The sequence below is a fragment of the Methylobacterium sp. GXS13 genome (assembly GCF_001455965.1).
In the GTDB taxonomy this organism is placed as follows: Bacteria; Pseudomonadota; Alphaproteobacteria; order Rhizobiales; family Beijerinckiaceae; genus Methylobacterium.
This window is the reverse complement of the sequence record NZ_LKKO01000088.1, coordinates 1-11,994: the sequence shown is the minus strand read 5'-3', so window position 1 is coordinate 11,994 and position 11,994 is coordinate 1. Positions and strand designations below refer to the sequence as shown.

The 11,994-nt window shown below is 70.6% G+C and carries 9 protein-coding genes, 1 tRNA gene and 1 rRNA gene; 7 read left to right on the top strand and 4 right to left on the bottom strand.

Annotated elements, in window-relative coordinates; genetic code table 11:
* The 5 genes from rrf to AO398_RS25305 all read left to right on the top strand — a co-directional run.
* Positions 1-105, top strand: a 5S ribosomal RNA gene (gene rrf / locus AO398_RS25325); the annotation flags it as partial.
* Positions 106-214: 109 nt separating this feature from the next.
* A tRNA-Met gene (locus AO398_RS25320) sits at positions 215-291 on the top strand.
* A 757-nt stretch (positions 292-1,048) separates the two neighbouring features.
* On the top strand, positions 1,049-1,546 hold the full coding sequence (locus AO398_RS25315; RefSeq protein WP_058194931.1) for a MucR family transcriptional regulator: 498 nt from the start codon (positions 1,049-1,051) through the stop codon (positions 1,544-1,546).
* A 129-nt stretch (positions 1,547-1,675) separates the two neighbouring features.
* A complete protein-coding gene (locus AO398_RS25310) occupies positions 1,676-3,133 on the top strand; it encodes a Do family serine endopeptidase (RefSeq protein ID WP_058194930.1) in 1,458 nt (485 codons plus the stop codon).
* An 87-nt stretch (positions 3,134-3,220) separates the two neighbouring features.
* The gene (locus tag AO398_RS25305; protein ID WP_058194929.1) at positions 3,221-4,564 is read left to right on the top strand and encodes a replication-associated recombination protein A; all 1,344 of its coding nucleotides are present in this window, start codon (positions 3,221-3,223) and stop codon (positions 4,562-4,564) included.
* 271 nt (positions 4,565-4,835) lie between these two features.
* Here the strand turns inward: AO398_RS25305 and AO398_RS25300 are convergent, their stop codons facing one another.
* Complete coding sequence (locus AO398_RS25300; protein ID WP_058194928.1) at positions 4,836-5,300, bottom strand: Lrp/AsnC ligand binding domain-containing protein; 465 nt, start codon at positions 5,298-5,300, stop codon at positions 4,836-4,838.
* A gap of 197 nt (positions 5,301-5,497) precedes the next feature.
* Here AO398_RS25300 and AO398_RS25295 point away from each other — a divergent pair, with 197 nt between their 5' ends.
* Together AO398_RS25295 and ggt are read left to right on the top strand one after the other, a co-directional pair.
* Positions 5,498-6,508: a 1-aminocyclopropane-1-carboxylate deaminase gene (locus tag AO398_RS25295; RefSeq protein WP_058194927.1), complete on the top strand. Its 1,011-nt coding sequence runs from the start codon at positions 5,498-5,500 to the stop codon at positions 6,506-6,508.
* A 110-nt stretch (positions 6,509-6,618) separates the two neighbouring features.
* A complete protein-coding gene (gene ggt / locus AO398_RS25290; RefSeq protein ID WP_058194926.1) occupies positions 6,619-8,388 on the top strand; it encodes a gamma-glutamyltransferase in 1,770 nt (589 codons plus the stop codon).
* Positions 8,389-8,453: 65 nt separating this feature from the next.
* Here the strand turns inward: ggt and purD are convergent, their stop codons facing one another.
* From purD to AO398_RS25275, 3 genes are all read right to left on the bottom strand, one after another.
* Entirely contained in the window at positions 8,454-9,731 is a 1,278-nt protein-coding gene (purD, locus tag AO398_RS25285) for a phosphoribosylamine--glycine ligase (protein WP_058194925.1), read from the bottom strand.
* A 94-nt stretch (positions 9,732-9,825) separates the two neighbouring features.
* Positions 9,826-10,134, bottom strand: coding sequence for a hypothetical protein (locus AO398_RS25280; RefSeq protein WP_058194924.1), 309 nt, complete (start codon positions 10,132-10,134; stop codon positions 9,826-9,828).
* A 75-nt stretch (positions 10,135-10,209) separates the two neighbouring features.
* Positions 10,210-11,439: an oxalate decarboxylase family bicupin gene (locus AO398_RS25275; RefSeq protein WP_058194923.1), complete on the bottom strand. Its 1,230-nt coding sequence runs from the start codon at positions 11,437-11,439 to the stop codon at positions 10,210-10,212.
* Positions 11,440-11,994: the final 555 nt, after the last annotated feature.

Sequence of the window (11,994 nt, the reverse complement as noted above, 5' to 3'; positions counted from 1 at the left end):
GAGCGGCGTGCCCAGAACCCGATCCCATCTCGAACTCGGCCGTTAAACACGCCAGCGCCCATGGTACTGTGTCTCAAGGCACGGGAGAGTCGGTCGCCGCCAGACCCGCACAACGCAATCACACCCAGCATCCCCTCGACACGATCAGCGCTACGGCCCCGGAGCCCGCCCGACACAGGCGGACAGCCAGACCGGATCAGCCGCACAACCTTGGCGCGGGGTGGAGCAGCCCGGTAGCTCGTCAGGCTCATAACCTGAAGGTCACAGGTTCAAATCCTGTCCCCGCAACCAATCGTACACATCGACACAACCACGCGACCACACAACCAAGCCGGTCCGCTCACGCGGACCGGCTTTCTGCGTTCGGGGCTCAGCGCCCCTCGCCTCCAAGGACCAGACGCAGCGAACGCGCAAGCTCGTCGCGGCCGATCAACCGCTCCGGCTAACCCTGGAACGCCGGGATCTGATCTGATCGCTCGGCCCTCCGTCGCGGCGGCTCGAACTCCGTGATTCCGAGCGCGATGGCGATACGTTCCCGGGGCGCGTCGCCGACACCGCCCAGCCCGCGTGGGACCCGCTCTGGGCCGGTCCCGGAACGGCCGGGCGGACGACGGATCGCGCTCGAGCAGCCCGCGAGATTGTTGCCCACACCGAACTGTAGGCACGCTGGGGTTGCACATGGCGCCCGTGCGGTGGTCGAGCGCGCATGCCGACGTTCTGCCTGGCAGCACGATCCCGGCGCCAAGATCCGTCGCGCAACACACCAAGTCCTGCTTCCCCCAACGAGTCCAGGATCGGCATTCCGAGCGGCGCCGAAGTCCCGCCGGCGCATCACGTTCGATTGCGCGCAAGTAATGTCCTAGGCCATCGCTTTCTTTGAGGTTGATCCTGCAAAGCATCCATTCTTTCACGCTCCTGGATCTATAGCGCGACATTGAATTCGAGACTTGACGGGTCTTCGAAAAGCGATTGTATCGGCCTGCGGGATCGCGACGCTGTGCTTGCGTTCTGGCCAGTTTCGACATCACGAGAAGGCAGCGTACACAATATGACCCCACCCGATGGCGATAAGAGCCGCTTCGTCGTGCTCGCATCCGAGATCGTCTCGGCCTATGTGAGCAACAACCATGTGCAGAGCTCGGATCTGCCGAAACTCCTCAACGACATCCATGGTGCGATCCAGAGCGTCTGCGCCGGCAGCCCTGCCGCCGCGGCCCCCAGCAAGGCGACCGCGCAGGAGATCCGGCGCTCGGTGACGCCCGATTTTCTGATCTCGTTCGAGGACGGCAAGCCCTACAAGACCCTGCGCCGCCATCTGACCCTGCGGGGCCTGACCCCGGAGGCCTATCGCGCCAAGTGGGGCCTCGATCCCGATTACCCGATGACCGCCCAAAGCTATTCGGAGCAGCGCTCGCAGCTCGCCCGCTCACTCGGCCTCGGCCAGCAGCGCCGGAAATCCGCCGCGCCGCCGGCCCCCGAGCCTGAGCCCGAGCCCACCCCCCAGGCCGCCAAGAAGCGGACGTCGCGCCGCAAGGAAGACGCCTGACCGGCTCAGGTCTGGGGGCGTGCGGCGACGGTGTCGTGGGCCTGCCGCAATCGGCTCCGATAGCGTAAGGCCGCACGGCACGCCGCCGCCGATCCGGACGGCGCGCCAGACCCGCCGCCGGAGCCCTGCATGCTGACCCGCCTCGTCCTGCCCGCCCTCGCCGCGACCCTGCTGGCCGCCGGCCCCGCCGGAGCGCAGATGGCCCGCACGGAGGCGCCGGCCGCCCCGAAGGAGGGGACGGCCAAGACGGTGCCGCTGAGCCGCAGCGACGTCCAGCTCTCCTTCGCCCCGGTGGTGAAGCGGGCCGCGCCCTCGGTGGTGAACGTCTACGCCTCCCATGTCGAGAAGCGCTCCACCGCGCGCGCCAGCGCCATGGACGAGTTCATGCGCCGCTTCTTCGGCGAGCCGGAGGGCGGCCGCGGCCCCCGGGGCGACCGGGCCCAGCGGTCCCTCGGCTCCGGGGTGCTGGTCGATGCCGACGGCCTCGTGATCACCAACAACCACGTCATCGACAACATGAACGAGGTGCGCATCGCGCTCTCCGACCGCCGGGAATTCGAGGCGACGATCGTGATGCGCGACACCCGCACCGATCTGGCGGTGCTCAAGCTCAAGGAGGCCCCGAAGGGCCTGGTGCCGATGCCGTTCGGCGATGCCGACGCCCTGGAGGTCGGCGACTTCGTGATGGCGATCGGCAACCCGTTCGGCGTCGGCCAGACGGTGACGCAGGGCATCGTCTCGGCCCTGGCCCGGACCCAGGTCGGCTCGGCGGACTACCAGTATTTCATCCAGACCGACGCGGCGATCAATCCGGGCAATTCGGGCGGTGCGCTCGTCGACCTGCGCGGCCAGCTGGTCGGCATCAACACCGCGATCTACTCGCAATCCGGCGGCAGCCACGGCATCGGCTTCGCCATCCCCGTGGGCATGGTCAAGGCGGTGGTCGATGCGGCCCGCGACGGCGCGACCGTGGTGCGCCGGCCCTGGCTCGGTGCGCGCATCCAGAGCGTCACCCCGGACATCGCCGACAGCATGGGCCTCGACCACCCGACCGGCGTGCTGGTGGCGAGCCTGCAGCCCAAGAGCCCCGCGGACGAGGCGGGGCTGAAGCGCGGCGACCTGATCCTGACGGTGGACAACCAAGAGGTCGCCGACCCTGAGGCGTTCGGCTACCGCTTCGCGCTCAAGGGCATCCAGGGCCAGACCCGCTTCGGAATCCTGCGCGGCACGAACCGCCAGACGGTGACGGTCAAGCTCGCCCCCGCCCCGGAGACGCGCCCGCGCGACGTGCTGAAGGTGAAGACCCGCTCGCCGTTCCAGGGCGCGAGCCTGGTCAACACCTCGCCGGCGGTGGCGGAGGAGTTGCAGGTCGATTTCCCGGCGGAAGGCGTGGCCGTGCAGGCGGTGGACGAGGGCTCGATCGCGGGCCGGCTCGGCCTGCAGAAGGGCGACATCATCGTAGCGGTCAACGGCGTGCCGGTGCCGACCACCAAGGACCTGGACCGGGTCACCCGCAACACCCTCAATTCCTGGGAGGTCGTGATCAACCGCAACGGCGAGATCATGACCTCGGTGTTCGGGGGCTGAGCCGGACAGCGCGCATCCGGCTCTTGGCCGTGGGCAAGGCTTGGATCCCGGGTTGCGCCTGCTGCCGGGCCCGGTGTTGATGCACGGATGTCCGACCTGTTCGCCTCCGCCGAGCCTCCATCGGCACCGGATTCCGGCCACGCCCCCGTCGCGGAGGCGAGCCGCCCGCTCGCCGACCGGCTGCGCCCGCAGAGCCTCGCGGAGGTGGTCGGCCAGGAGCACCTGACCGGGGAGGGCGGGGCGCTCACCCGCCTCCTGCGCGGACGCAGCCTCGGGTCGCTGATCTTCTGGGGGCCGCCCGGCACCGGCAAGACCACGGTGGCGCGGCTCCTGGCCCAGGGCACCGACCTGCATTTCGAGCAGATCTCGGCGATCTTTTCCGGCGTGCCCGATCTGCGCAAGGTGTTCGAGGCCGCGCGCAAGCGCCGGGCGACCGGGCAGGCGACCCTGCTGTTCGTCGACGAGATCCACCGGTTCAACCGGGCGCAGCTCGATGCCTTCCTGCCGGTGATGGAGGACGGCACGGTCACGCTGGTCGGCGCCACCACGGAGAACCCGTCCTTCGAGCTCAACGCCGCCCTGCTGTCGCGGGCCCGGGTGCTGCTGTTCCGGGCGCTGGACCCGGGCGCGATCGCGCGGCTGCTGGTCCGGGCCGAGGCGCTGACGGGCCAAGCCCTGCCGCTCACCGAGGAGGCGCGGGGCGTGCTGGTCCGGATGGCGCCCGGCGCCGGCCGGGCGGCGCTGACCTTGGCAGAAGAGGTCTGGCGCTCGGCCGGCCCGGGGGAGACCCTGGATGCCGAGGCGCTGCAGGAGATCGTGCAGCGGCGGGCGCCGATCTACGACAAGGCCCAGGAGGGCCACTACAACCTGATCTCGGCGCTGCATAAGACCGTGCGCGGCTCGGATCCGGACGCAGCGCTCTATTATCTGTGCCGAATGCTCGATGCCGGCGAGGACCGACTGTTCATCGCCCGCCGGCTGGTCCGGATGGCGGTGGAGGATATCGGGCTCGCCGACCCGCAGGCCCTGGTGGTGGCCAACGCCGCCAAGGACGCGTTCGATTTCCTCGGCAGCCCGGAGGGCGAGCTGGCCCTGGCCCAGGCTGCGATCTACCTGGCCTGCGCGCCGAAATCGAACGCGGTCTACACGGCCTACAAGGCCGCGACACGGCTGGCCAAGGAGGCCGGCTCCCTGGCGCCCCCGCGCACCATCCTGAACGCGCCGACCAAGCTGATGAAGCGGATCGGCTACGGCGAGGGCTACCGCTACGACCACGACGAGCCCGACGCCTTCTCGGGCCAGGATTACTGGCCCGACGCCATCGGGCGCCAGCACCTCTACCAGCCCACGGAGCGCGGCTACGAGACTCGCCTCGCCGAGCGCCTCGACCGCTGGGAGGCCCTGCGCAAGGCGCGGCGCGGGGAGGGGTAGGGCGGAACGACGAGGGACATGACCTGCGCGCCGTCCCTTTCCCGGGCGCGTGGAGCGTCAGCGGAATGCGACCCGGGATCCAGCACAAGACGACGCGCAGCGTCCGCCTGCGCCGCCGCGATGTCATCCTGTGCCGCTGCGCGGCGCTCTGTGTGCTGGATCCCGGACCAGGTTCCGCTTCGCTCCACCTGTCCGGGAAAGGGGCGCGCGTCGTCCATCGCGATAGGCCCGGCGGCGACCGCCGATAAGGTTTGAAACCCGGGTCCGCGGGTCACAAATCCAGCGGCGCGTTGTCGATCACCTCCTTCATCACGAAGAAGGTGCGGGTCTGGCGCACCCCCGGCAGGCCGATCAGCGTGGCGCTGTGGAGGCGGTTGAAGTCGGCCATGTCAGAGACGCGGACCTTCAGGATGTAGTCGAAGTCGCCGGCCACAAGGTGACAGTCGAGCAGGACGGGGATCGCCCGCACCGCGGCCTCGAATTCGGAAAAGCTCTCGGGCGTCGAGCGGTCGAGCACGACGCCGACGAAGACCAGGGTGCCCCGGCCGACCCGGGCCGGATCGACCAGCGCCCGGACCGCCCGCACGAATCCGTCCGTGAACAGGCGCTGGATCCGGCGATGGCAGGTCGCCGCGCTGGTGCCGGAGCGCTCGGCGATCTCGGCATTGGCCATGCGCCCGTCCGCCTGCAGCAGGCGCAGGATCTTGAGGTCGATCCGGTCGAGCCCTGCGGACATGGCGGTTTCTTTCACTTTTCTGGAACTTTCCGGATGATTTCTCGTCCGTTGCGGCGATCGATGCAAGCAGAGAGCCGTCGGCAGGCCAAGATCGAGAGCACCTTTCAGGCGATCCGGGTTAGGTTTCTGCCGTAACCCGAAGGCGGCCGCGCCGGGCGGAACATGATCCCGGCGGCCGGAAGACCCGGAGAGTCCCGATGCTGCAACAGTTCGAGCGCTACCCCCTGACCTTCGGCCCGACGCCGATCGAGCCGCTCAAGCGGCTCTCGGCCCATCTGGGGGATGCGGTCGAGATCTACGCCAAGCGCGAGGATTGCAATTCGGGCCTCGCCTATGGCGGCAACAAGCTGCGCAAGCTCGAATACATCGTGCCGGACGCGATCAAGAGCGGCGCGGACACCCTGGTCTCGATCGGCGGCGTCCAGTCGAACCACACCCGCATGGTCGCGGCGGTGGCGGCCAAGATCGGCATGAAGTGCCGGCTGATCCAGGAAGCCTGGGTGCCCCACGAGGATGCCGTCTACGACCGGGTCGGCAACATCCTCCTGTCGCGGATCATGGGCGCACAGACGCAGCTCGTGGATGACGGCTTCGACATCGGCATCCGCGACAGCTGGAAGCGCGCGCTGGCCGAGGTCGAGGCCGAGGGCGGCAAGCCCTACGCGATTCCGGCCGGCGCCTCGGTGCACAAGTATGGCGGGCTCGGCTATGTCGGCTTCGCCGAGGAGGTGCGCAAGCAGGAGGCCGAGATGGGCTTGGCGTTCGACTACGTGGTGGTCTGCACGGTCACCGGCTCGACCCATGCCGGCATGCTGGTCGGCTTCTCCGCGGACGGACGCGCCCGCAACGTCATCGGCATCGACGCCTCCTGCACCCCGGCCCAGACCAAGGCCCAGGTCCTCGAGATCGCCCAGAACACCGCCGCCCTGGTCGGCGCGGGCGACATCGTCGCCGACGACGTCGTGCTCAACGAGGATTACGCCTACCCGGTCTACGGCGTGCCCTCGCAGGAGACCGTGGAGGCGATCCGGCTCTCGGCCCGGCTCGAGGGGATGATCACCGACCCGGTCTACGAAGGTAAATCCATGCAGGGCATGATCGACCTCGTGAAGAAGGGCTTCTTTCCGAAGGGCTCGAAGGTGCTCTACGCCCATCTCGGCGGCGCGCCGGCGCTCAACGGCTACAGCTACACGTTCCGCAACGGTTGATCGCGCTCGGCGGCCGAACCGCCTCTCCCATGAGGGTGTGGTTGGGGGCCGCGACTCCGGCGCACGGCCCCCTATATGGCAGCGCCGGACCCGGATCGAAGAGAGCCTGGATGATCGCACCGGCACGCGCGCTGCTCCTCGGGCTTCTCGTCGCCCTCGGAGGCCCCGGGGCGCGGGCCGCCTCGGGACCGGCCGTGGAAGCCGAGAACGGCATGGTGGTGTCGTCCCAGCGCCTGGCCTCGCAGGTGGGCGCCGACATCCTGAAGGCCGGCGGCAACGCCATCGATGCCGCGGTGGCCGTGGCCTATGCCGAGGCGGTGGTGAACCCGTGCTGCGGGAATCTCGGCGGCGGCGGCTTCCTGGTCCTCCACCGGGCCGACGGAACGAGCCGGTTCATCAACTTTCGCGAGAAGGCCCCCGGGGCGGCCAGCCGCGACATGTATCTCGACGCCGACGGCACCGTCGTGAAGGGCGCGAGCCTGCGCGGCTGGAAGGCGGCGGGCGTGCCCGGCACCGTGCTCGGCCTGAACACCGCGCTGGCCGAATACGGGACCCTGCCGCTGGCCCGGGTGATGGCCCCGGCGGTCGCGCTCGCCCGGGACGGGTTCGTGCTCACCCGCGGCGACACCGACATCCTGGAATCCGGCACAAAACTGTTCGCCGGGCAGGCCAACGTCGCGCGGGTGTTCCTGCGCCCGGACGGCGGCCCCTGGCGGCCCGGAGACCGGATGGTCCAGGCCGGCCTCGCCCGCACCCTCCAGGCCATCGCCGAGGGCGGCTCGGACGCGTTCTACAGGGGCGCGATCCCCCGCCAGGTCGAGGCGGCGTCCCGGGCGGGAGGCGGGCTGCTGACGGCGGCCGACTTCGCCGCCTACACGGTGACCGAATCCGAGCCGCTGACCTGCCGCTACCGGGGCGCCACCATACTGTCGGCGCCCCCGCCCTCGTCCGGCGGCACGACGTTGTGCGAGATCCTCTCCATTCTCGACGGCTACGACCTGCGGGCGGCGGGGTTCAATTCCGCCCGGACCGTGCACCTGATGGTCGAGGCGATGCGGCGCGCCTATGCCGACCGCAACATCCTGCTGGGCGACCCGGATTTCGGGCCCAATCCCGTGGCGCGCCTGCTGTCTCGGGCTTACGCCGAGCAGCTCCGGGCCACGATCCGGCCGGACCGGGCGACCCCGTCGGCGGAGATCCGCCCGGATCCCGAAAACCTCCCGCAGGAGAAGCCCGAGACCACCCATATCTCGGTGATGGACAAGGCCGGCAACGCGGTCTCGCTGACCTACACGATCAACGGCTATTTCGGCGCCGGGGTGATGGCCGGCGAGACCGGGTTCTTTCTCAACGACGAGATGGATGACTTCACGGTCAAGCCCGGTGTGCCGAACCTCTTCGGCCTGGTCCAGGGCGCCCGGAACGCGATCGCGCCGGGCAAGCGCCCGCTCTCGTCCATGGCGCCGACCATCGTGCTGCGCGACGGCAAGGTCGCCCTGGTGGCGGGCTCGCCGGGGGGCTCCCGGATCATCACGATCAACGCCCAGACGCTCATCAACGTCTTGGATTTCGGCATGGAGCCGCAGGCGGCGGTGGACGCCCCGCGGATCCATCATCAGTGGCTGCCCGACACGGTCTATGCCGAGCCGTTCGCGCTCTCGGCGGACACGCAAGGTATCCTGCGCGGCATGGGCCACACGATCGTCGAGCAGAAACCCTGGGGCGCACAGGAGCTGATCGCAATCCGCGCCGCCGTGCCGGATGCCGCCGACGTGGCCACCTCGGGCAACGACGCGACCCGCACGGAGCGGATGCGCCCGGGCCTGCTCTACGGCGCCAACGACAACCGCCGTCCGGCCGGCGCCGCGATCGGCGAGTAACAGGCTCCCAAAGGGCAGGCCCTTTGGCGGGGGTTCGAGGGCGGAGCCCCCGAGACACCGAGACCTCAGCCCTGTTCGGCAGCTTCCCGGGCGACTTCGCGGAAGCCGATGTCGCGGCGGCAGAAGCCCTCCGGCCAGTCGATCCGGGACACCGCCGCATAGGCGCGGTCCTTGGCGTCGGTGACGCTGTCGCCGAGCGCCGTGACCGCCAGCACCCGGCCGCCATCGGCCAGGAGCTGGCCGCCCTCGTCGCGGGTGCCGGCCTGGAACACAAACACGCCGTCGCCCTCGGCCGCCTTGACGCCCCGGATCACCGAGCCCCGGACCACGGCGCCCGGATAGCCCGCCGCCGCCATCACCACGGTGAGCGCGGCCCGGTGGGGGTCGAATTCGAGGGTCACCCCGGAGAGGTCACCTTCACTCGCCGAGAGCAGGGCCGGCACGAGGTCGGAGGCGAGGCGGGGCATCAGCACCTGGGCCTCGGGATCGCCGAAGCGGGTGTTGTACTCGATCAGCTTGGGGCCGTCGGCGGTGAGCATCAGGCCGGCGTAGAGGATGCCGGTGAACGGGCAGCCGCGCGCCCGCATGCCGGCCAGCGTCGGCAGGATGATCTCGGCCATGACCCGGGCCTCGATCTCCGGGGTCACGACCCGGGCCGGGGAATAGGCGCCCATGCCGCCGGTGTTGGGGCCGCGGTCGCCGTCGAACACGCGCTTGTGGTCCTGCGCGGTGCCGAGCGGGATGGCGCGGGTGCCGTCGCACAACGCGAAGAAGCTTGCCTCCTCGCCGAAGAGACACTCCTCGACCACCACCTCGGCGCCGGGCTCTTCGAAGAGCGATGTGAGGGCGTCCTCGGCCTGGTCCAGGGTCTCGGCGACGGTGACGCCCTTGCCGGCGGCGAGCCCGTCGGCCTTCACGACGATCGGGGCGCCCTGCCGGCGGACATAAGCGAGGGCCGGCTCCAGGGCGGTGAAGCGCGCGAAGGCGGCGGTGGGGATGCCGCAGGCGGCGCAGAGATCCTTGGTGAAGCCCTTGGAGCCCTCGAGCCGCGCGGCGTCGCGGGTCGGCCCGAAGGTGCGGATCCCGGCGATCTTCAGGTCGTCGACCAGCCCGGCCACCAGCGGCGCCTCGGGGCCCACCACCACGAGGCCGATGGATTCGGCGGCGCAGAAGGCCGCCACCGCGGCGTGGTCGGTGATCGTGAGGTCCGGCAGGTTGGTGCCGTGCCGGGCGGTGCCGGGATTGCCCGGCGCCGTGAACAGGCGGGTACAGAGCGGGCTCTTGGCCAGACGCCAAGCCAGCGCGTGCTCGCGCCCCCCCGAGCCGATCAGCAGAATGTTCATGCGCGCGCCACCATGGGCCCAGCTTCTGGGCCAAGCATGCGGACGGGAAAAGGGTTTTTTCGGGCTGTCCCCGCTATGCCCGAACCCCCATCGGTCAGCAGCCGATGCACACGCTCGTGTTGAACCCGCCCCGGGGCGCCCGCACGATCCCGTGCCGGCCGACCCGGCGCCCGCCGTAGACGCCGTAGACCGGCGCGTGGGGCTGGAACTGGACGTTGCGCTGAAACTGCTGGTTCAACGTGTTGTAGTCGGAGACCCGCTGCTGGTTGAGGGTGCGGATCTGGCTCTGCAGGGCGAACGAGGAATTGGCCGCGTTCGGGTCGTTCGGCTGCACCTGCGCCCGGGCGGCGCCCGCCGGGAGGGCGAGCGCCAGGACGAGGAACGCGCGAGCGAGGGCGCGCATCGATCTCTCCATGATCAGGCCTGAATATTGTCCATCCCATCGACGCATCCAGGCTCGATCAGGTTCCTGGCCGCGTCAACTCGGCACCACCGGCGCCTTGGTCTGCGGCAGGGCGTCGATCTGCTTGGGATCCAGCCCGGTATGCGCCTGCACCAGGGGATGCGGGGTCAGCGCCAGCCACTGGTTCAGCGAGATGTCGGCGTAGCGCGGGCTCTTGAACATCTCCAGGAAGGTCAGCGTCGTGTCGCCGGTGTTCTCGATGTAGTGGCCCATGGCGTAGGGCACGTAGCCGACGTCGCCGGCCTGGTAGTCGAAGGTGCGGGCCTTCGATTCCGAGCCGAACACCGTCATCCGGCCCTGGCCCGAGAGATAGTACTGCCACTCGTCGCCGTTGGGGTGCCAATGCAGCTCGCGCATGCCGCCGGGCTCGACCTCGACCAAAGCCGCCGCGATCGTCGCCGAGGCCGGGAACACCGTGGAATCGGTGATCCGCACGCGCCCGCTCCGGGTGCGGATCGGCTCCTGCGCCAGCATCCGGTGGCTGAAGGTTTTTGGGATCTGGCCGGCGCCCCCCATGAGGTCGGCCGAGAGCGGGCCGGGCGTCGGACCCGGGAAGATGTAGAGCTCCTTCTCGGGGATCTTGCCCAGCGCGCGCTCGGGCACGCCGAGGTTCTTGGCCAGGATGTCCTTCGGGGTATGGGCCAGCCAGTCCGTGAGCAGGAAGGTCGAATCCTCCGAGAAGCCGCCGTCGTCGAACACCAGCAGGAACTCGCAGCCGTCGATCCCGTCGGCCGAAAGCCCCTGGATCGAGTGCGGGATGCCGCCCGGGAAGTACCAGAGGTCGCCCTCGCCGACATCGTCCGCGAAGGTGCGCCCGTCCTGGTCGACCGCGGTGATCCGGGCCTTGCCCTTGATCATGTAGGACCACTCGGCCTCCTTGTGCCAGTGCATCTCGCGGACGGCGCCGGCCTTGAGCCGCATGTTGACCCCGGCCATGGCCTTGGAGATCGGCAGCTCGCGCAAAGTGGTCTGGCGCGCCCAGCCGCCGTCCTCGAGCCGCATGTGGCTGTCGCTGAACGACCATTTCAGGTTCGGCATCGTGCCGTGGTCGGTGGCCGGGGGGGCCAGGGTGAACGGCTCCTCGGCGGCCCGGGGGTCGTTGGTCGGGCCCAGGATGTCGGCGCCCTTCGCGCCGCGCTCGGGCAGTGGGGCGGCGCGGGCGGCGGCGGGCTGCGCCAGGGCCGGGGAGGCCATGATCGCACCGCCCGCGGCGGCGATCATGGAACGCCGGGAAATCTCGGTCATCGCGTCTCGGTCTCGTGAGCGCGCGTCGCCGAAACGGGGACCGGTCCGGCGTCAGCGTGCGTGGAACACGGGCAGGATCCAGCCCTGTCGCCGGGTAACCGGCCGCGGCACGGGAGGATCCAGCACATGATCGTGCACTGCGGCATCTCGCCCGGACCCCGGGCGTGGTCTATGAATTGAATACACGATGGGATGCGTCCCGGCCGGCCGCAGGGCGGGTCGCCGGCGTGACGCAGGACGCGCAGCGTGACCCGAGGACCAGGATGGCGGACCGGGACAGTTCAGCGGCGGGCGAGGCCGGCGGCCCCGCACGCCGCGGCCGCCTGTGGATCGGCCCGCTGGCGCTGGCGGGGCCCCGCCCCCCCCGCCCCCCCCCCCGGCCCCGCCCCCCCCCGGCGGCGGGCCCCCCCCCCCCCGGGGCCCCCCCCCGACCCCCCACCCCCGCCGGGCCCCCCGCCCCCGCGGCCCCCCCCCCCCCCCCCCCCCCCCCCCCCCCCCCCCCCCCGCGCCTCGCCCCACCCGCCCCCCCCCCCCCGCGCCCGCGCCCCCAGCCTC